The 19,779-nt window shown below is 66.8% G+C and carries 17 protein-coding genes; 9 read left to right on the forward strand and 8 right to left on the reverse strand.

What is annotated here, in order from left to right; all coding sequences use genetic code 11:
• Positions 1 to 16: 16 nt before the first annotated feature.
• The 7 genes from gyrA to dnaA all read right to left on the reverse strand — a co-directional run bounded on the left by gyrA (position 17) and on the right by dnaA (position 11,897).
• Positions 17 to 2,611: a DNA gyrase subunit A gene (gyrA, locus tag ACQEVY_RS23640; protein WP_432951491.1), complete on the reverse strand. Its 2,595-nt coding sequence runs from the start codon at positions 2,609 to 2,611 to the stop codon at positions 17 to 19.
• A 42-nt stretch (positions 2,612 to 2,653) separates the two neighbouring features.
• Positions 2,654 to 4,720 carry a DNA topoisomerase (ATP-hydrolyzing) subunit B gene (gene gyrB / locus ACQEVY_RS23645; protein WP_432951492.1) on the reverse strand — a complete coding sequence of 689 codons (2,067 nt, stop codon included), beginning with the start codon at positions 4,718 to 4,720 and terminating at the stop codon, positions 2,654 to 2,656.
• A 390-nt stretch (positions 4,721 to 5,110) separates the two neighbouring features.
• On the reverse strand, positions 5,111 to 5,653 hold the full coding sequence (locus ACQEVY_RS23650) for a DUF721 domain-containing protein (protein ID WP_432951493.1): 543 nt from the start codon (positions 5,651 to 5,653) through the stop codon (positions 5,111 to 5,113).
• Positions 5,650 to 6,774 carry a DNA replication/repair protein RecF gene (gene recF / locus ACQEVY_RS23655; RefSeq protein ID WP_432951494.1) on the reverse strand — a complete coding sequence of 375 codons (1,125 nt, stop codon included), beginning with the start codon at positions 6,772 to 6,774 and terminating at the stop codon, positions 5,650 to 5,652. The genes ACQEVY_RS23650 and recF overlap by 4 nt, the downstream gene beginning before the upstream one ends.
• A 106-nt stretch (positions 6,775 to 6,880) precedes the next feature.
• A complete protein-coding gene (gnd, locus tag ACQEVY_RS23660; RefSeq protein ID WP_432951495.1) occupies positions 6,881 to 7,756 on the reverse strand; it encodes a phosphogluconate dehydrogenase (NAD(+)-dependent, decarboxylating) in 876 nt (291 codons plus the stop codon).
• Positions 7,757 to 7,894: 138 nt separating this feature from the next.
• Positions 7,895 to 9,025, reverse strand: coding sequence for a DNA polymerase III subunit beta (gene dnaN / locus ACQEVY_RS23665; RefSeq protein WP_432951496.1), 1,131 nt, complete (start codon positions 9,023 to 9,025; stop codon positions 7,895 to 7,897).
• Between the two features lie 946 nt (positions 9,026 to 9,971).
• Positions 9,972 to 11,897: a chromosomal replication initiator protein DnaA gene (dnaA, locus tag ACQEVY_RS23670; protein ID WP_432951497.1), complete on the reverse strand. Its 1,926-nt coding sequence runs from the start codon at positions 11,895 to 11,897 to the stop codon at positions 9,972 to 9,974.
• A gap of 418 nt (positions 11,898 to 12,315) precedes the next feature.
• Between dnaA and rpmH the strand changes: the two genes are divergently transcribed.
• From rpmH to ACQEVY_RS23715, 9 genes are all read left to right on the forward strand, one after another.
• Entirely contained in the window at positions 12,316 to 12,453 is a 138-nt protein-coding gene (rpmH, locus tag ACQEVY_RS23675; protein ID WP_003949374.1) for a 50S ribosomal protein L34, read from the forward strand.
• A 19-nt stretch (positions 12,454 to 12,472) separates the two neighbouring features.
• Positions 12,473 to 12,844, forward strand: coding sequence for a ribonuclease P protein component (gene rnpA / locus ACQEVY_RS23680; RefSeq protein WP_078491857.1), 372 nt, complete (start codon positions 12,473 to 12,475; stop codon positions 12,842 to 12,844).
• Positions 12,841 to 13,206, forward strand: coding sequence for a membrane protein insertion efficiency factor YidD (gene yidD / locus ACQEVY_RS23685; RefSeq protein WP_165341947.1), 366 nt, complete (start codon positions 12,841 to 12,843; stop codon positions 13,204 to 13,206). Before rnpA ends, yidD begins: the two co-directional genes overlap by 4 nt.
• Before the next feature lie 3 nt (positions 13,207 to 13,209).
• Positions 13,210 to 14,523: a membrane protein insertase YidC gene (gene yidC / locus ACQEVY_RS23690; RefSeq protein WP_432951498.1), complete on the forward strand. Its 1,314-nt coding sequence runs from the start codon at positions 13,210 to 13,212 to the stop codon at positions 14,521 to 14,523.
• Between the two features lie 15 nt (positions 14,524 to 14,538).
• Positions 14,539 to 15,051 carry a protein jag gene (locus ACQEVY_RS23695; RefSeq protein ID WP_328770321.1) on the forward strand — a complete coding sequence of 171 codons (513 nt, stop codon included), beginning with the start codon at positions 14,539 to 14,541 and terminating at the stop codon, positions 15,049 to 15,051.
• 139 nt (positions 15,052 to 15,190) lie between these two features.
• Complete coding sequence (gene rsmG / locus ACQEVY_RS23700; protein WP_432951499.1) at positions 15,191 to 15,907, forward strand: 16S rRNA (guanine(527)-N(7))-methyltransferase RsmG; 717 nt, start codon at positions 15,191 to 15,193, stop codon at positions 15,905 to 15,907.
• 301 nt (positions 15,908 to 16,208) lie between these two features.
• Complete coding sequence (locus tag ACQEVY_RS23705; protein WP_328770323.1) at positions 16,209 to 17,282, forward strand: ParA family protein; 1,074 nt, start codon at positions 16,209 to 16,211, stop codon at positions 17,280 to 17,282.
• Positions 17,279 to 18,391, forward strand: coding sequence for a ParB/RepB/Spo0J family partition protein (locus ACQEVY_RS23710; protein ID WP_432951500.1), 1,113 nt, complete (start codon positions 17,279 to 17,281; stop codon positions 18,389 to 18,391). The genes ACQEVY_RS23705 and ACQEVY_RS23710 overlap by 4 nt, the downstream gene beginning before the upstream one ends.
• A gap of 325 nt (positions 18,392 to 18,716) precedes the next feature.
• On the forward strand, positions 18,717 to 19,334 hold the full coding sequence (locus tag ACQEVY_RS23715; protein ID WP_165341952.1) for a GNAT family N-acetyltransferase: 618 nt from the start codon (positions 18,717 to 18,719) through the stop codon (positions 19,332 to 19,334).
• A gap of 88 nt (positions 19,335 to 19,422) precedes the next feature.
• On the opposite strand, the gene trxA is transcribed toward ACQEVY_RS23715, so the two are convergent.
• Positions 19,423 to 19,755, reverse strand: coding sequence for a thioredoxin (gene trxA / locus ACQEVY_RS23720; RefSeq protein ID WP_033321301.1), 333 nt, complete (start codon positions 19,753 to 19,755; stop codon positions 19,423 to 19,425).
• Between the last annotated feature and the right edge of the window lie 24 nt (positions 19,756 to 19,779).

A 19,779-nucleotide genomic window follows, 5' to 3' on the forward strand; every position in this document is an offset into this window, starting at 1 on the left:
TGACTCACTCCTCGCGCTACTCGGCCGTGGACTCGTCGCCCTCGTCCGTCGTGCCGACGACCGTGTCGGCTTCGTCCGATTCGTCGACGTCCACAGCGTCGACCTCCTCGGCCTCGCGACCGGCCTCGGCGTTCCGAGCGATACCGACGACGGCATCGCGCTTGCCCAGGTTGATCAGTTGGACGCCCATGGTGTCACGGCCCGTCTCCCTGACTTCGTTGACCCGCGTACGAATCACACCGCCTGACAGCGTGATGGCGAGGATCTCGTCCGTCTCCTCGACCACCAGCGCGCCGACGAGCGATCCGCGGTCCTCCACGATCTTGGCGGCCTTGATGCCGAGGCCGCCGCGACCCTGGACGCGGTACTCGTCGACGGGCGTCCGCTTCGCGTACCCACCGTCGGTGGCAGTGAACACAAACGTACCGGTTCGAACAACATTCATCGAGAGCAGCTCGTCTCCCTGACGGAAGCTCATGCCCTTGACGCCCGAGGTCGCGCGGCCCATGGGGCGCAGTGCGTCATCCGTCGCCGTGAACCTGATCGATTGCGCCTTCTTGCTGATCAGAAGCAGATCATCCTCTGCTGAAACCAACTCAGCACCGATCAGTTCATCGTCGGAACCGTCCGCCGTTTCACGGAGGTTGATCGCGATGACGCCGCCGGAACGCGGGGAATCGTAATCCTTGAGAGGCGTCTTCTTCACCAGGCCGCCCTTGGTGGCCAGTACGAGATAAGGCGCCGCTTCGTAGTCGCGGATCGCGAGGATCTCGGCGATCGCCTCGTCCGGCTGGAAGGCCAGCAGGTTCGCGACGTGCTGGCCTCGCGCATCCCGGCCGGCGTCCGGCAGTTCGTACGCCTTGGCCCGGTAGACGCGGCCCTTGTTGGTGAAGAACAGCAGCCAGTGGTGCGTCGTCGACACGAAGAAGTGGTCGACGATGTCGTCTTCCTTGAGCTTTGTGCCGCGTACGCCCTTGCCGCCGCGCTTCTGGGAGCGGTAGTCGTCGGTTTTTGTGCGCTTGACGTAGCCGCCGCGCGAGATGGTGACGACGATGTCCTCTTCTGCGATGAGGTCCTCGATGGACATGTCACCGTCGAAGGGCACCAGCTTGGAGCGGCGGTCGTCGGCGAACTTCTCGACGATCGCGGTGAGTTCCTCGCTGATGATGCCGCGCTGGCGGACCGGCGAGGCGAGGATCGCGTTGTACTCGGTGATCTTCGCCTGGAGTTCGTCGTGCTCCTGGACGATCTTCTGGCGCTCCAGGGCGGCGAGGCGCCGCAGCTGCATCTCCAGGATGGCGTTGGCCTGGATCTCGTCGATCTCCAGGAGGCCCATCAGGCCCTCTCGCGCGATCTCGACGGTGTCACTGCGCCGGATCAGTGCGATGACGTCGTCGATGGCGTCCAGGGCCTTCAGCAGGCCACGCAGGATGTGCGCGCGCTCCTCGGCCTTGCGCAGCCGGAACTTCGTACGCCGGACGATGACCTCGATCTGGTGCGCCACCCAGTGCCGGATGAACGCGTCGAGCGACAGCGTGCGCGGCACGCCGTCCACCAGCGCCAGCATGTTGGCGCCGAAGTTCGTCTGCAGGTCGGTGTGCTTGTACAGGTTGTTCAGTACGACCTTGGCGACCGCGTCGCGCTTCAGGACGATGACCAGGCGCTGGCCGGTACGGGACGAGGTCTCGTCGCGTACGTCCGCGATGCCGCCGATCTTGCCGTCCTTCACCAGGTCGGCGATCTTCTGCGCGAGGTTGTCCGGGTTGACCTGGTAGGGGAGTTCGGTGACCACCAGGCACTGGCGGTTCTGGATCTCCTCGACCTCGACGACCGCGCGCATCGTGATGGAGCCGCGGCCCGTGCGGTAGGCCTCCTCGATGCCTTTTCGGCCCACTACTAGGGCGCCGCTCGGGAAATCGGGGCCCTTGATGCGCTCGATCAGAGCGTCGAGCAGCTCTTCGTGGGAGGCGTCGGGATTCTCCAGGTACCACTGGGCGCCGGCCGCGACTTCGCGCAGGTTGTGCGGCGGGATGTTGGTGGCCATGCCGACCGCGATCCCCGCCGAGCCGTTGACCAGCAGGTTCGGGAAGCGGGACGGCAGAACGGTCGGCTCCTGGGAGCGGCCGTCGTAGTTGTCCGTGAAATCGACGGTCTCCTCGTCGATGTCGCGGACCATCTCCATGGACAGCGGCGCCATCTTGCACTCGGTGTACCGCATGGCCGCCGCCGGGTCGTTGCCCGGAGAGCCGAAGTTGCCGTTGGAGTCCACCAGCGGCATCCGCATCGACCACGGCTGTGCGAGGCGGACCAGCGCGTCGTAGATCGAGGAGTCGCCGTGCGGGTGGTAGTTGCCCATGACGTCGCCGACGACGCGGGCGCACTTGTAGAAGCCCTTCTCGGGCCGGTAGCCGCCGTCGTACATGGCGTACAGGACGCGGCGGTGGACGGGCTTGAGACCGTCCCGTACGTCCGGCAGGGCGCGCGACACGATGACGGACATCGCGTAGTCGAGATACGAGCGCTGCATCTCCGTCTCGAGCCCGACGGGCTCGACGCGCTGGGCGATGACGCCGCCTTCTTCAGGCGTGAATGGGATGTTCTCGTCGGTCATTGCTGGTGAAGATCCTTCCTAGTGCGGTCAGCTGAGACCGACTCAGATGTCGAGGAACCGGACGTCCTTGGCGTTGCGCTGGATGAACTGGCGGCGCGCCTCGACGTCCTCGCCCATCAGGACCGAGAACAGGTCGTCGGCCTGGGCGGCGTCGTCGAGCGTGACCTGGCCGAGAACGCGGTGCTCCTGGTCCATGGTCGTGATGCGCAGCTCCTCGGCGTTCATCTCACCGAGCCCCTTGAAGCGCTGGACCGAGTCCTCGCGAATGCGCTTGCCGTTCTGGCGGCCCAGCTCGATCAGCGCGTCGCGCTCGCGGTCGGAGTACGCGTACTCGAAGTCGTCCCGGCCCCACTTGATCTTGTAGAGCGGGGGACGCGACAGGAAGACGTGGCCCGCCTCGACCAGCGGCCGCATGAAGCGGAACAGGAACGTCAGCAGCAGGGTGTTGATGTGCTGGCCGTCGACGTCGGCGTCCGCCATCAGAATGATCTTGTGATAGCGGAGCCTCTCGATGTCGAAGTCCTCGTGGACTCCGGTGCCGAAGGCCGAGATCAGCGCCTGGATCTCCTGGTTCTGCAGGATCTTGTCGATCCGCGCCTTCTCGACGTTGAGGATCTTGCCTCGGATCGGGAGGATCGCCTGGTACTCCGGGTTGCGGCCGGACTTGGCCGAGCCGCCGGCGGAGTCACCCTCGACGATGAAGATCTCGCACTTGGTGGGGTCGTTCGACTGGCAGTCGGAGAGCTTGCCCGGCAGGGACGCCGTCTCCAGCAGGCCCTTACGGCGCGTCAGGTCGCGTGCCTTACGGGCCGCCACGCGCGCGGTGGCCGCCTGGATGCCCTTGCGGATGATGTCCGCGGCCTCGGTCGGGTTGCGGTCCAGCCAGTCGTTGAGGTGCTCGTAGACGACCTTCTGGACGAAGGTCTTCACCTCGGTGTTGCCCAGCTTGGTCTTGGTCTGGCCCTCGAACTGCGGCTCGCTCAGCTTGACCGAGATGATCGCGGTCAGACCCTCGCGGATGTCGTCGCCCGTGAGGTTGTCGTCCTTCTCACGGAGCAGTTTCTTGTCGCGCGCGTACTTGTTGACCAGGTTCGTCAGCGCGGCGCGGAAGCCCTCTTCGTGCGTACCGCCCTCATGCGTGTGGATGATGTTGGCGAAGGAGTACACACCCTCGCTGTAACCGCTGTTCCACTGCATGGCGAGTTCGAGGGAAAGGCTCTTGTCCTTGTCCTCGGCCTCCAGGTCGATCACGGTGGGATGCACCACGTCTCCCTTGCGGGAGTTGAGGTACTTCACGAAATCGACGATGCCGCCCTCGTAGTGGTACGAGACGCTCTTGACCTCGTGCTTCTCGTCCTCGCCCGCCTCGTCCGCCCCGGCCGTGGCCTTCGCCGACTCGCGCTCGTCGGTGAGGTTGATCCTCAGCCCCTTGTTGAGGAACGCCATCTCCTGGAAACGCCGGGAGAGCGTCTCGAAGGAGTACTCGGTGCTCTCGAAGATGTCCGGGTCGGCCCAGAAGGTGACCGAGGTGCCGTGCTCGTCCGTGGCCTCGTGCTTGGCAAGCGGGGCCGTCGGGACCCCCAACTTGTAGTCCTGCGTCCAGCGATAGCCGTCGGTCTTGATCTCGACGGAGACCTTGGTCGACAGGGCGTTCACGACGGAGACACCCACGCCGTGCAGACCGCCGGAGACCGCGTAGCCGCCGCCGCCGAACTTTCCGCCCGCGTGCAGCACCGTCAGCACGACCTCGACGGCCGGCTTGCCCTCGGAGGGGATGATGCCGACCGGGATACCACGACCGTTGTCCACAACCCGCACGCCGCCGTCGGCGAGGATCGTGACGTCGATGGTGTCCGCGTGGCCGGCCAGTGCCTCGTCGACGGAGTTGTCGACGACCTCTTGTACGAGGTGGTGCAGTCCGCGCTCACCGGTCGAGCCGATGTACATGCCGGGTCGCTTGCGGACCGCGTCCAGACCCTCGAGGACTGTGATGGCACTGGCGTCGTACAACGAGGCTGTGACCTCGCCGTTCGCGCCGGCGTCGGTGGACGGGATGTTCTCGTTGGGGTTGCCGGAATCGGCCACGAAGCGCCCTTTCTGGCACAGCACAAGCCAAGCTCTCAGCGGATGGCCGGAGCGGCTGCGGCGTGTTGCGTTGGTAAGCCTTAGTCAGCGTTGCTCGGTGTGTCCCACAAGTGGGGCGGGATTAGCCTCCAGTCTACCGGTAGCGCCGACAGTGATGGGCGTTTGCCGGTACCTGAGTCCGCATGTGCCGCCCTGAACCATCATCGGCCGACTCCCGATATGCGGATGGGGGCTCCAAGAGGCTCACAACGCCACTCAGCGCTTCGAGCCGTCAACCCATGGCTACTTCGGAGTCATGTCACGATTCGCAACCGCGTCCGGTGCTACGACGGGTTGTGCGCCGACGCCACGAAAGGGCCTTTGGCGCCCGCTGATGTGATGTCAGTCACCTGTGGATTACGGGGTCCGCTCCGGTCACCCGTAGGTGTCGCCGGGCCCGGTGCTGCCCGGGGCGCGCAGGGGGCCGTAGCGACGGGAGGGGCCGGCGGGATTGAGCACCTTGATCATCCGCACGGTGCCATGGCCCAGGTCCTCGTTGAGGCGCGCGACCAGTGCCGGAGTGAGACGGCGCAGCTCCGTCGCCCAGACCGTGGAGTCGCACTGCACGGTCAGCACGCGTTCGTCCTCGTCGTACCCCTGCGGCACGCAGTGCTGGGCCAGCTTCTCGCCGACGATCTCCGGCCACCGGCCCATCACGCCGCCCACGGCGGCCGGTGTCTCCCAACCGCGTTCGTTGATAAGCCGGTTGATGGCGGCGCCCAGCGCCATCGGATCGCGGCCGTCGGCGCGCGCGCCGGAGCGCAGACCACCGCGCCGCGCCTGCTTCTTCTGCTGCGCCGCGTCTCCACGCGCGCGTGCCTGTTCTTTCGCCGCGCGCAGGGCCACGCGCGCGAGGTCGACGCCGGACGGTTCGGGAGACTTGGGGCCCTTCTCGGGTTCCGGTGTGTTTTTGCTCATACGCGCTCCACCGTGCCCTCCGCCACCACGTACCGCGTGCCCGTCAGTACGGCCGGTACATCGTCGTCGACCGCCGCCGTCACCAGGACCTGCTCACCCGGCGCGACCAGCTCGGCGAGACGTTCGCGGCGCCGGGTGTCCAGCTCGGCGAACACGTCGTCGAGGACCAGCACCGGCTCATTGCCCTCGGCCCGCAGCAGGTCGTACGAGGCCAGGCGCAGCGCCAGCGCGTACGACCAGGACTCGCCGTGTGACGCGTATCCCTTTGCGGGCATCTGGCCAAGTTTGAGCAGCAGTTCGTCCCTGTGCGGGCCGACCAGGGTGACGCCCCGCTCGATCTCCTGCTTACGGGACTCCGCCAGAGCCGCCATCAGCTGCTCGTGCAGCTCCTCGCGCGCGTGGCCGACGATTTCGGGCGAGGAGGGCTTGTACTCCAGGGCCACGGGGCCGCCGCCGGGCGCCAGCTGCTCGTACGCCTTGTCGGCCAGCGGTTGGAGCGCGGCGATCAGATCGAGCCGCTGCGCGAGCAACTCGGCGCCCACGCGCGCGAGATGCTGGTCCCATACGTCGAGCGTGGACAGGTCCATGGAGCGTCCGCCGTGGCGACGGGCCAGCGCGGCCGACTTGAGGAGGGTGTTGCGCTGCTTGAGCACGCGCTCGTAATCGGAGCGCACGCCCGCCATGCGCGGGGCGCGCGCGGTGATCAGCTCGTCGAGGAAGCGTCGGCGCTCGCCGGGGTCGCCCTTGACGAGTGCGAGATCCTCGGGGGCGAACAGCACGGTGCGTACGATGCCGAGTACGTCACGGGGTCTGACCTGCGACGACCTGTTGATACGGGCGCGATTCGCCTTCCCGGGGTTCAGCTCCAGCTCGACGAGCTGCTGACGCTCGCCCTGCCGAACCTGCGCCCGGATGATCGCGCGGTCCGCACCCACGCGTACAAGAGGCGCATCGGAGGAGACGCGATGGCTTCCGAGAGTCGCCAGATAGCCGACCGCCTCGACGAGGTTCGTCTTGCCCTGTCCGTTGGGGCCCACGAAGGCGGTGACGCCCGGATCGAGCGCGACCTCGACCCGGGCGTACGAGCGGAAGTCGGCCAGCGACAGATGCGTGACGTGCATGGTCGTTCGCCGACCTCCCCCAACGTGATGCTTCCGGTTGTCCCCGGCCTGTCCCCTGCTTGTGGACAACCAGGTCACCCCAGGTGTGGAGAACCTGGGACGTGGACTACTTCTTCTCGACCGCGTGGCCGCCAAACTGGTTCCGCAGCGCCGCGATCATCTTCATCTGCGGCGAATCGTCCTGCCGGGAGGAGAAGCGCGCGAAGAGCGACGCGGTGATCGCCGGCAGCGGAACCGCGTTGTCGATGGCGGCCTCCACAGTCCAGCGGCCTTCTCCGGAATCCTGTGCATAACCCTTGAGCTGCTCCAGGTGCTCGTCCTCGTCGAGCGCGTTGACCGCCAGGTCGAGCAGCCAGGAGCGGATGACCGTGCCCTCCTGCCAGGAGCGGAAGACCTCGCGTACGTCGGTGACGGAGTCGACGGCCTGCAGCAGCTCCCAGCCCTCGGCGTAGGCCTGCATCATCGCGTACTCGATGCCGTTGTGGACCATCTTCGCGAAGTGCCCGGCGCCGACCTTGCCCGCGTGCACGGCGCCCGCGTCACCCTCCGGCTTGAGCGCGTCGAAGACCGGCCGCACCTTGGCTACGTTCTCGGCGTCGCCGCCGTACATCAGCGCATAGCCGTACTCCAGGCCCCAGACGCCGCCCGAGACACCGCAGTCGACGAAGCCGATGCCCTTGGCAGCAAGCTCCTCGGCGTGCCTCTCGTCATCCGTCCAGCGCGAATTGCCGCCGTCCACGACGACATCGCCGGGCTCCAGGAGATCGGCGAGCTCATCGATGGTGGACTGGGTCGCCGCCCCGGCCGGGACCATCACCCACACCACACGTGGAGCGTCGAGCTTGCCCACAAGCTCCTCGAGGCTGTGGACATCGGCGAGGTCCGGATTGCGGTCGTATCCGAAGACGGTGTGGCCTGCGCGGCGTATGCGCTCGCGCATATTGCCGCCCATCTTGCCGAGACCGACGAGACCGAGCTCCATCAGGGTGTTCCTTCACTGACGACGTGGCGTGAGGGGCACTTCCGTACCTACGTCCGAGCCTAAACCCGGACTCTCCCGCACATCTGTGGGCATAGCCGCTCAGACGTACGTCCTCACCTGCGGACTTTCGTCAGCAGCTCAGCCGCTCAGCCGCACCGGCATGATCAGGTACTTGTACGCCTCGTCCGCCTCCGCGTCCACGGCCGGCTTGCCGCTGAGGAGCGCCGGCTTCGTGGACGTCGTGAAGGAGAGCTGGGCCACCGGGGAGTCGATGGCGCTCAGGCCGTCGAGGAGGAACGTCGGGTTGAAGGCGATCGAGACGTCGTCGCCCTCCAGCTGGGCGTCGACCCTTTCCACAGCCTGTGCGTCGTCACTGGAGCCGGCCTCCAGGATCAGCACACCCTGCTCGAAGCTGAGCCGCACCGGCGTGTTCCGCTCGGCGACCAGGGCCACGCGCTTGACGGCCTCCACGAAGGGGGCGGTTTCGATGACGGCAATCGAGTTGAACTCCGTCGGGAACAGCGAGCGGTACTTCGGGAGGTCGCCCTCCAGCAGGCGCGTGGTCGTACGCCGTCCCGCGCCCTCGAAGCCGATCAGGCCCTCGCCCGCGCCCGAACCGGACAGCGCCAGGATCACGCTGTCGCCGCTCGTGAGGGCCTTGGCGGTGTCCAGGAGCGTCTTGGCGGGCACCAGGGCGACCGCGGACGCCTCCGGGTTCTCCGGCTTCCACAGGAACTCACGGACCGCGAAGCGGTAGCGGTCGGTGGACGCCAGCGTGACCGTGTCGCCCTCGATCTCGATGCGCACACCGGTGAGGACGGGCAGCGTGTCGTCGCGGCCGGCGGCGATGGCCACCTGGGCGGCTGCGGAAGCGAAGACCTCACCGGGGACGGTGCCCGTGGCCGACGGCATCTGCGGCAGTGTCGGGTACTCCTCCACAGGCAGTGTGTGGAGCGTGAAGCGCGAGGAGCCGCAGACCACCGTCGCCCGTACACCGTCTGTGGAAATCTCCACCGGCCGGTTGGGCAGGGCGCGGCAGATATCGGCGAGCAGGCGGCCGGAGACGAGCACCGTGCCTTCCTCGTCGACCTCGGCGTCGACAGAGACGCGTGCCGAGACCTCGTAGTCGAAGCTGGACAGGCTCAGCGCGCCCTCCTCGGCCTTCAGCAGAAGGCCGGCGAGCACAGGCGCCGGCGGTCGTGCCGGGAGGCTGCGTGCCGCCCAGGCCACTGCCTCCGCGAGTACGTCGCGTTCCACCCGGATCTTCACCGTTGCCGCCTCCGTCTGTTGCCGGCGCTCTCGCCCTGCTTCGCGTTCGTCGTCTGACTCGGTGTCGCTCGGTCCGCTCAGGGGAAGGACACCGGGGACCAGTCTGACGCACAGCACTGACAGTCGGTGCCCCTCGGGGGCAAGTCGTTCCGAGCGGCACCTGAGGCGCCGAGCGTGAGTTGTGCACAGCCCCCGCTTCGAAACGAATTCCCAGCTCTCTCTAGTTGGGAGTAGTAGTAGGGGCTGTGGATACCGTGGATAACCTCGTATACGCAGGTCAGCGCCGGTTTTTTGTCCACTGGCCCTGTGGGCGGAGGCGGTGGACAACCGGGGTTCGCTGTGGACGGAGAAAAGTTCTGCACACTCGATGCACAGGAGCGGAGCAGTTCTCCCCAGCGGCGTCCCCAGGTTTACCCAGGTTCCCCACAGCCCAACCGGACACCTTGGTGTGACGCGGTTCACTCGGGGCGGTGAAAGAGCACGTCACGTTGCCGAACAGTGGACAGTGATGTGGAGAAACCGGAGATCGCTGGGGACAACCGGCCTCAGCCTGTGGGCCACCGGTGGACAACTTTCCCCACAGCCTGTGGATCTTCTCGTCGTCCACAGACTGTGGAGATCGTCTGTCCACGAATCCACAGTCGGCTGACCTGGCTTGATCCTCTTTTAGCAGCACACCCTGTGGACACGTTCTGGACAACTTCCCGGTCCCCAGGGTGTGGACGCGAGAAAGTACCGGAATCTGTGGAGGGTGGCCGTAACGCGGCGCGTATTCGAACAGCGGGTGCTCCTCGGGTGACCGCGGTTCGATGCGGAACACGGCCCGCATCGGCGGAGGACGCCCGCAGAAGGCGTACGAGAACCCGGCCGGAGCTGTACGAGAGCAGCGAAAGGCGCCCTCGGGGACGTGCCCCGGGGCGCCCTCAGCGACGTATGGAAAGAGCTGTCAGCTGTTCTTGATGCGGTTCGTGAGCTCGGTGACCTGGTTGTAGATGGAGCGGCGCTCGGCCATCAGGGCGCGGATCTTGCGGTCGGCGTGCATGACGGTCGTGTGGTCACGGTTGCCGAACTGTGCGCCGATCTTCGGGAGCGACAGGTCGGTGAGTTCCCGGCACAGGTACATGGCGATCTGCCGGGCCGTCACCAGGATGCGGCTGCGCGAGGCTCCGCACAGGTCCTCCACCGTGTGGCCGAAGTAGTCGGCGGTCGCGGCCATGATGGCGGTCGCCGTGATCTCCGGGGCCGCGTTCTCGCCGCCCGGGATCAGGTCCTTGAGGACGATCTCGGTGAGGCCGAGGTCCACCGGCTGCCGGTTGAGCGAGGCGAACGCCGTGACGCGGATCAGCGCGCCCTCCAGCTCACGGATGTTCCGTGAGATCCGCGAGGCGATGAACTCCAGGACCTCCGGAGGGGCGTTGAGCTGCTCCTGCACCGCCTTCTTACGAAGGATGGCGATGCGTGTCTCCAGCTCGGGCGGCTGGACATCGGTGATCAGCCCCCACTCGAAACGGTTCCGCAGCCGGTCCTCCAGGGTCACCAGCTGCTTGGGCGGCCGGTCCGAGGACAGCACGATCTGCTTGTTCGCGTTGTGGAGCGTGTTGAAGGTGTGGAAGAACTCCTCCTGCGTCGACTCCTTGTCCGCGAGGAACTGGATGTCGTCGACAAGAAGGATGTCCATCTCGCGGTAGCGCTTGCGGAAGCTGTCTCCCTTGCCGTCGCGGATGGAGTTGATGAACTCGTTGGTGAACTCCTCTGAGCTCACATACCGGACGCGTGTGCCCGGATAGAGGCTTCGGGCGTAGTGGCCGATCGCGTGCAGCAGGTGCGTCTTGCCGAGTCCCGACTCCCCATAGATGAAGAGGGGGTTGTATGCCTTGGCGGGTGCCTCTGCGACGGCGACCGCGGCGGCGTGCGCGAAACGGTTCGAGGCTCCGATCACGAACGTGTCGAAGAGGTACTTCGGATTCAGGCGTGCGGTGGGCTCGCCCGGACCTGTCGCGGGAGCCGGCTGCGCGGCCAGCGGCCCGGGTGCGCCGCTGGGGGCGGGCAAGGTCGAGCCGACAGGGCCGCCGCGGTGGACGTGACCACTGCCGGACGGCGACGGCTGCTCGGGCAGCTGGCGGCGGTCCGGCCGCTGGTCGTAGTCGGAGCGCGGCTGGTCGTAGTCGGCCCTCGGCTGCTCGTAGCGGGAGCGCTCCAGGGACTGCGGCCGGTAGTCCTGCTGAGGCGTGGCATAGGGGTCCCGTTCCGGGAAGCCGAGCCGTTGCTGCTGCCAGCCGTAGTCGTCGCCCTGCGAGGGCCGTGGCCAGCTGCCCTGCTCGGGGCGCGGCTGGTAGTCGGGATACGCAGGGCGGGCGGTGGGAAGCTGATCTGCGCGGGCAGCGGGAAGCTGGTCGGGACGGCCCTGGTCGTGGTTGCGTTCGCGCGGTCGGTCGTCGTCGCGGTGGCGGCCGTACCCGTCGTATCCGTCGCGCCCCTCGTACGCGTCTCTTCCGTCTCGGCCTTCGTATCCGTCTCTGCCGCCCTGCGCGGAGGGGAGCTCGGTCTCCTCGTAGCGCGGTCGGCGCTGGGCGGGGGGCGTCGGCGGGGGTTCGCCGGCGGAGTCGTCGACGGTGATCGCGATACGGATCGGCCGGCCGCACTCGCGGCTCAGCGTGTCACTGACGATCGGCGCCAGGCGGCCCTCGAGCACACCTTTGGCGAATTCGTTCGGGACCGCGAGCAGCGCGGTGTCCGCGACCAGCGCCAGCGGCTGGCAGCGCTTGATCCAGTGCTCGTCCTTCGCCTCGACGCCCTGCCCTCGCCCTTCACCGAGGAGTTCCTCCAGTACGCGTGGCCACACTGCGGCAAGATCGGCAGGTACGTCAGCCACAGGGCACGCTCTCTCACGGGTCCCTCGAACGAGTGGTTCGCGGGACGGGTCGGTATGTCACTCGGGTGGGCGGGTGGAACCAGGCAGTTCGGGCGGGGCGAACGAATCAGATGGGTCAGGAGAAGGGAACGAATCGAAGTCCAGCCACGGTAGTCAGGGCGACCGCTGCGGTTCAAGTTGTTGTCCCCAGCCTGTGGATAGTGTCTCCTGCCGCCGCTGGTTTGACCGGATGGCGTAGCCGCGCGTACCGTTGCCAGGTCGAGTTGTCGATGGCTGCTGCCGCCTGCCTCCGATGGGCATAGATCACGTACGAGTGATCGGGAAGCGGTGCACTCGGGCGTAAGCGAGCTACTCGTGGGCGCACGGTGACAGCCATGACGGCACCCCGCCATCTACCGATTCTTTCTGGAGCCCCCGAGTGAGCAAGCGCACCTTCCAGCCGAACAACCGTCGTCGCGCGAAGACCCACGGCTTCCGGCTGCGCATGCGCACCCGTGCCGGCCGCGCGATTCTCGCGTCCCGCCGTGGCAAGGGTCGCGCCCGCCTGTCCGCCTGATCGCAGTACAGGTCATGACGTGCTGCCTACCGAGAATCGGCTGAGGCGGCGCGAGGACTTCGCGACCGCGGTACGCCGGGGACGCCGGGCCGGACGCCCGCTTCTCGTCGTCCACCTGCGTAGTGGTGCAATGGACCCGCACGCGCCTGGGGAGAGCGCTCCCCCGTCGCGTGCGGGTTTCGTTGTCAGCAAGGCGGTGGGCGGCGCGGTCGTACGCAACAAGGTGAAGCGCAGACTTCGTCATCTGATGCGCGATCGAGTGGCTCTGCTGCCCCCCGGTAGCCTGGTAGTCGTACGAGCGCTGCCCGGTGCGGGTGACGCCGACCATGCACAGCTGGCCCAAGACCTGGATGCCGCTCTGCGGCGGCTACTGGGAGGGGGCGCGCGATGAAGTACCCACTGCTGGCTCTCATCAAGCTGTACCAGTGGACCATCAGCCCGCTGCTCGGGCCGGTGTGCAAGTACTACCCGTCGTGTTCCCACTACGGGTACCAGGCCATCGACCGTCATGGCGCGATCAAGGGAACGGCGCTCACTGCCTGGCGCATCCTGCGGTGCAATCCGTGGTCGCTGGGCGGCGTGGATCACGTACCGCCGCGCAAGCGTCCGCGGTGGCACCAAATGCTTCGTAACACCTGGAGCGCACGCAATGGCGGGAACTCCGCCGCCGAACCGGCCATTGGAGGGCACGGTATGTCCGACCAGCCCTCGAGCCCGGCCGCCGAGACCCCGTCGCATGCTCAAGGAGCCTGATTAGTGGACACGATTGCCAGTATTTTCAGTTTCATCACGACGCCCGTTTCCTGGGTCATCGTCCAGTTCCACTCGGTGTACGGCGCTCTCTTCGGCGACGACACCGGTTGGGCCTGGGGCCTTTCCATCGTGTCCCTGGTGATCCTGATCCGAATCTGCCTGATCCCGCTCTTCGTGAAGCAGATCAAGGCGACCCGGGCCATGCAGACGCTCCAGCCCGAGATGAAGAAGATCCAGGAGCGCTACAAGAACGACAAGCAGCGTCAGTCCGAAGAGATGATGAAGCTGTACAAGGAGACGGGCACCAACCCGCTCTCCTCGTGCCTTCCCATCCTGGCGCAGTCCCCGTTCTTCTTCGCCCTGTATCACGTGCTCAACAGCATCGCGAACAATGACACCGTCGGTGTGATCAACACGCGTCTGCTGGAGAGCGCCCAGCAGGCGCACATCTTCGGCGCCCCGCTGGCCGCGAAGTTCACCGACAGCTCTTCGGACGTCGCCGCGCTCGACGCCTCGCTGACCACCGTCCGCATCGTCACCGCGGTGATGATCCTCCTGATGTCGGCGTCGCAGTTCTACACGCAGCGCCAGCTGATGACGAAGAACGTCGACACCACGGTGAAGACACCGTTCATGCAGCAGCAGAAGATGCTGATGTACGTCTTCCCCATCATGTTCGCCGTCTTCGGCATCAATTTCCCCGTCGGTGTCCTCGTCTACTGGCTGACCACCAACGTGTGGACCATGGGCCAGCAGATGTACGTGATCCACAACAACCCGACCCCGGGTTCCAAGGCTCAGGCCTCCTACCTGGAGCGTCTGTACAAGCGCGTCACGCACCACGGCAAGACGCGCGGCCGCGGTGAGAAGGCCATCGTCAAGGCCATTGTCGCCAAGGGCCGTGACCGCAATGAGTACGAGCGCAAGTTCATCAACGGTCTGGTCAAGGCGGGCCTCGCGGCCCAGGCCGATGGCACGGTGGTGAAGAGCGAGGTCACGACCGTCGCCGAGACCGAGGACGGTGCCCCGGCGACCAGCACCCCCAAGCGTCAGCAGCCCAAGCGGCAGAGCAAGTCCCGGCGTCAGTCGGGCGCCAGCCATGGCGGCGCCGGTGGCGCCAAGACGACGGATGACTCCGGGGCGAAGACCTCCCTGAGCAAGTCCGACGGGCCGCAGGACGCCAAGCCGACGGGGGGCAAGCCCGCCTCCGGCGGCAAGTCCGCCTCGGATGGCAAGTCGACTTCCGGCGGCACACGCAGCAAGGCCCAGTCCGGACGCAAGGGTCCGCAGCGGCCCAAGTCCCCCTCCAAGAAGTAAGAAGGAGTCCATCCCGTGACGGAAGGCACCACCTCCGCCGCCACCGAGGGTGGCGACACCCTGACCCGCCTTGAGCAGGAGGGTGAAATCGCGGCGGACTACCTCGAGGGTCTGCTGGACATCGCGGACCTCGACGGCGACATCGACATGGACGTCGAGGCCGACCGCGCCGCTGTCTCGATCATCAGCGACACGGGCAGCCGCGACCTGCAGAAGCTGGTCGGCCGTGACGGCGAGGTACTCGAGGCTCTTCAGGAGCTCACGCGGCTGGCCGTTCACCGGGAGACCGGAGACCGTAGCCGGCTGATGCTGGACATCGCGGGCTACCGCGCCAGGAAGCGCGAGGAGCTGTCCGAGCTGGGCGCCAAGGCCGCCGCCGAGGTCAAGAGCTCTGGCGAGGCAGTGAAGCTGAAGCCGATGACGCCCTTCGAGCGCAAAGTGGTGCACGACGCGATCAAGGCCGCGGGCCTGCGCAGCGAGTCCGAGGGCGAGGAGCCGCAGCGCTTCGTCGTCGTGCTTCCCGCTTGAATCGGTACGTACGTTCCTCCGGCCCCGTCTGTTGCGCAGGCGGGGCCGAGCTTTGTCAGCCTGGTAGTGCCTGTTGGTTCCTTGTGGCCCTGGTGATCAGCGCCCAGTGCGCTTGTGCGGTACGGAAGGACGGTTCCCCGTGACGGAGGCAGCGGAGCTCCCCCCTGCGCCTGAGCAGGCCCGGGCGGTATTCGGCGATCGCTTCGCAGACGCGGTCCGGTACGCGGAAATGCTGGCGGACGCAGGAGTACAGCGCGGTCTGATCGGCCCCCGCGAAGTGCCTCGCCTGTGGGAGCGGCACCTGCTGAACTGTGCGGTGCTCTCGGAAGTCGTGCCTGAGGGTGTGACCGTGTGCGACGTCGGCTCCGGCGCTGGACTGCCCGGCATCCCACTGGCCCTAGTCCGCCCGGACCTGAAGATCACGCTGCTCGAGCCGCTGCTGCGGCGTACGAACTTCCTCACCGAGGTCGTAGAGCTGCTCGGCCTCGACCATGTGACCGTGGTTCGCGGCCGTGCCGAGGAGGTCCTGGGCAAGCTGCCTCCCGTCCATGTGGTGACGGCACGGGCCGTGGCGCCCTTGGACCGCCTCGCAGCATGGGGAGTGCCGCTCCTGCGCCCGTACGGAGAGATGCTTCTACTCAAGGGCGACACCGCGGAGGAAGAGGTCAAGGGTGCCGGGGCCGCGCTCAGCAAGCTCGGTGCCGTGGAGACCTCCGTGCTCCATGTCGGTGAGGGTGTGGTGAGTCCGCTCGCTACTGTGGTGCGGGTGGAGGTCGGGGAAAGCCCAGGGGGTGTGCGCTTCGCGGCCAAGCGTGCCAAGGCTGCTCGGATCGGGCGGGCGCGTCGTCGTCGCTGATCCGTCCTGACGACGAGACGTACTCCACACAAGCTGGCAAAACTACGCATGTCGGAGTGTCGCGCAGGCGCTGTCTCGGGCCCTGTGCATCGTGTTTCACGTGAAACGTCGCTCACTCCTGCATGGCATCATCAGTCGCGGCCGCGCTGCGGCCGAACCCCGCGACCGCAATCCCCTCGGATCCCTCAGGGGAAGACCCTCTCCGGGCAACAACAGCTCCCCCGGAGAGGGTGCGGAGTTGTCCACAGAGGTGGATTTCTCCACAGAAGCACGGGCCTCGCTGGTTCACGACCCCGAAGGCATGGGAGGCTCTGTTCATTGCGAGCCTGAAGTCGAGGAGAGTGAATCCTTGCGGTCCGACGCCAACATCGCGGGACCGATGACCGATCCGGTCCCCGGTCCCCGTACCGAGTCGATGGGGGACGATGTTTCACGTGAAACACCGCCCCCGATGGACGACACTCCCATCGGTCGTGCTGCCCAACTGGCGGTGGAGGCTCTAGGCCGCGCCGGCGAGGGCCTGCCACGGCCTGAGCAGACCCGTGTGATGGTGGTCGCCAATCAGAAGGGCGGGGTGGGTAAGACCACGACGACGGTCAACCTCGCCGCTTCGCTCGCCTTGCACGGCGGGCGGGTCCTGGTGATTGACCTCGACCCTCAGGGCAATGCGTCCACTGCGCTGGGCATCGACCATCACGCCGAAGTCCCGTCCGTCTACGACGTCTTGGTCGAGAGCAAGCCGCTCTCCGAGGTCGTCCAGCCGGTCCCCGATGTCGAGGGTCTCTTCTGCGCACCTGCCACGATCGATCTCGCCGGTGCGGAGATCGAGCTGGTCTCTCTGGTGGCACGGGAGAGCCGGCTGCAAAGAGCGATCCAGTCGTACGAGCAGCCGCTGGACTACATCCTCATCGACTGCCCGCCGTCGCTGGGCCTGCTGACGGTCAACGCACTGGTCGCCGGTGCGGAAGTCCTGATCCCGATTCAGTGCGAGTACTACGCACTCGAAGGGCTGGGCCAGCTGCTGCGGAACGTCGACCTGGTGCGAGGGCATCTCAACCCCGCGCTGCATGTCTCGACGATTCTGCTCACCATGTACGACGGCCGGACGCGACTGGCGTCCCAGGTCGCGGACGAGGTGCGCAGCCACTTCGGCGAGGAGGTGCTGCGGACGAGCATTCCGAGATCGGTCCGCATCTCCGAGGCGCCGAGCTACGGGCAGACAGTGCTGACCTACGACCCGGGGTCGAGCGGTGCCCTCTCCTATCTTGAGGCGGCACGGGAACTCGCGTTGCGCGGCGTCGGCGTGACGTATGACGCGCAGCATGCCCACTTGGGCGCACACAACGATCAGAGCATGGTGGAGGGGATCCAGTGAGCGAGCGACGGAGGGGGTTGGGCCGTGGTCTCGGCGCACTGATCCCGGCGGCCCCGGCAGGGGAGAAGACGGCGCCTCCGGCGGCGGGGGGAGCATCGACCTCGCCGGCCGCAGTGCCCGTACTCACCGCGGAGCGCGGAGTGGCAGCGGCGAAGGTCGCTACGCTTCCGCCGGGCAATGTTTCACATGAAACAGCGGAGCCATCGGCGAACGATTTCGCGGAAGCGCCCGCGGCTCCCGTCGGGGCGCACTTCGCCGAGCTGCCCCTCGACTCCATTTCGCCGAATCCACGCCAGCCTCGCGAGGTGTTCGACGAGGACGCTCTCGCCGAACTCGTCACCTCCATCAAGGAGGTCGGGCTTCTCCAACCCGTCGTCGTACGGCAGTTGGGCCCAGGCCGCTACGAGCTGATCATGGGCGAGCGGCGCTGGCGCGCTTGCCGTGAGGCAGGGCTCGAGGCCATCCCGGCGATTGTGCGGGCCACGGAGGACGAGAAGCTTCTCCTGGACGCGCTCCTGGAGAACCTGCACCGCGCTCAGCTGAACCCGCTGGAAGAGGCGGCTGCCTACGATCAGCTGCTGAAGGACTTCAACTGCACGCACGACCAGTTGGCTGACAGGATCGGCCGCTCGCGTCCGCAGGTCTCCAACACGCTGCGTCTGCTGAAGCTGTCGCCCGCGGTCCAGCGTCGTGTCGCCGCCGGAGTGCTCTCCGCAGGCCATGCGCGGGCGCTGCTCTCTGTCGACGACTCGGAGGAGCAGGACCGTCTGGCTCACCGCATCGTGGCCGAGGGACTCTCGGTGCGGGCGGTCGAGGAAATCGTCACCCTTATGGGATCGCGCCCCAAGTCCACTCCGCGCTCCAAGGGGCCGCGGGCCGGCACTCGGGTCTCTCCGGCGCTGACCGACCTCGCCACGCGCCTCTCGGACCGCTTCGAGACCCGCGTGAAGGTCGACCTCGGCCAGAAGAAGGGAAAGATCACCGTTGAGTTCGCCTCAATAGATGATCTGGAACGAATCCTCGGCCAGCTGGCGCCGGGTGAAGGACCGGTCCTCCAGAAGAGCCTCTTGGACGACGACCCCGAGGGTTCCGAGGGGTCTGAAGCCTGAGCCTCAGGGGTGGTCACGGTTCCTGTCGGCCGACCATCAGAGCGGGCCGTGTCCGGTGTGTACCGGAACACGGCCCGCTCTTTGCTTTCTGGCGGTATCGATGGAATCGCATCGTGGATACGATGCGATCGAGTATGGCGCATCCACCTGGCAGCACCTTCTGTAGGGAGGCGGAAGCCATGCGGGCGATGAACCGCACCGGACTGATGAGCGCGGGCCTGGGGCTTGGCGCGGTCGGCGGGTTCGTCGGCAGCCTGCTCAGGGAAAGGAGCGCTCTGACTGCCGCTCGTGATGCCGCGGGCGAAGGAAGCGAGGAACTGCCTTCATGGGGCGTCGGCTCGTACCGCTCACGCTGGACAACCTCCAGGACCTTCCCAAGCGCTGCCGCACGTGCGTCTTCTGGGAGTTGGACCCAGTCAGCGGTCAAGCCGCGGTAAAGGCAGGCACACCAGAGCTGGAGAAGGAAGCGTGGATCTCCGCCGTCCTGCTGGAGTGGGGATCCTGCGGCCGGGTCGTCTATGTGGACGAGGTGCCGGTGGGCTTCGTCCTCTACGCGCCGCCCGCCTACGTGCCGCGCTCCACGGCGTTTCCCACGAGCCCGGTCTCCCCTGACGCGGTCCAGTTGATGACGGCCTTCATCATGCCGGGCTATCAGGGACAGGGACTCGGACGTGTGATGGTCCAGACGGTCGCCAAGGACCTGCTGCGGCGGGGCTTCAAGGCGATCGAGGCCTTCGGAGACGCCCGGTGGAAGGAACCGGCCTGTGTCCTGCCCGCCGACCATCTGACCGCGGTGGGCTTCAAGACGGTCCGGCCCCATCCGACGTACCCGAGACTGCGGCTGGAGCTGCGCACGACGCTCTCCTGGAAGGAAGACGTGGAGCTCGCGCTCGACCGGCTTTTGGGGGCCGTACAGAAGGAGCCCGCCCTGCGGCCGCTGTAAGCGCTCATGCGAATGGGCCATCCCCTCCGGGTTGGCCCATTCGTGTTTCACGTGAAACAACGCCGCGTCCGTGCAGCGCCACAGCCGACTACTCGGTAATGAAGTCTTCCAGGTCCCGGACGATCGCGGCCTTCGGCTTGGCACCGACGATGGTCTTGGCTACTTCGCCGCCCTGGTAGACGTTCAGGGTGGGGATGGACATGACGCCGTACTTGGCGGCCGTACCGGGGTTCTCGTCGATGTTGAGCTTGACGACCTCGATCTTGTCGCCGTACTCGGCGGCGATCGCCTCGAGCGACGGCGCGATCTGACGGCACGGACCGCACCAGGCGGCCCAGAAGTCCACCAGGACGGGCTTGTCGCTCTTGAGGACATCCTGTTCGAAGGAGTCGTCGGTCACATGCTTCAGGGTGCCGGCCACTGCGGGCTCCTTAACTGGTTGGTG

This window comes from Streptomyces sp. CA-288835 (genome assembly GCF_050936385.1).
GTDB lineage: Bacteria > Actinomycetota > Actinomycetes > Streptomycetales > Streptomycetaceae > Streptomyces.

What these genes read in the sequence shown, in the direction of transcription:
- ACQEVY_RS23650 (WP_432951493.1), bottom strand. Translation starts at nt 5,653, where the DNA reads ATGAGCAAAAACACACCGGAACCCGAGAAGGGCCCCAAGTCTCCCGAA.
- gnd (WP_432951495.1), bottom strand. Translation starts at nt 7,756, where the DNA reads ATGGAGCTCGGTCTCGTCGGTCTCGGCAAGATGGGCGGCAATATGCGC.
- gyrA (WP_432951491.1), bottom strand. Translation starts at nt 2,611, where the DNA reads ATGACCGACGAGAACATCCCATTCACGCCTGAAGAAGGCGGCGTCATC.
- ACQEVY_RS23705 (WP_328770323.1), top strand. Translation starts at nt 16,209, where the DNA reads ATGGGAGGCTCTGTTCATTGCGAGCCTGAAGTCGAGGAGAGTGAATCC.
- yidD (WP_165341947.1), top strand. Translation starts at nt 12,841, where the DNA reads ATGAAGTACCCACTGCTGGCTCTCATCAAGCTGTACCAGTGGACCATC.
- recF (WP_432951494.1), bottom strand. Translation starts at nt 6,774, where the DNA reads ATGCACGTCACGCATCTGTCGCTGGCCGACTTCCGCTCGTACGCCCGG.
- ACQEVY_RS23715 (WP_165341952.1), top strand. Translation starts at nt 18,717, where the DNA reads ATGGGGCGTCGGCTCGTACCGCTCACGCTGGACAACCTCCAGGACCTT.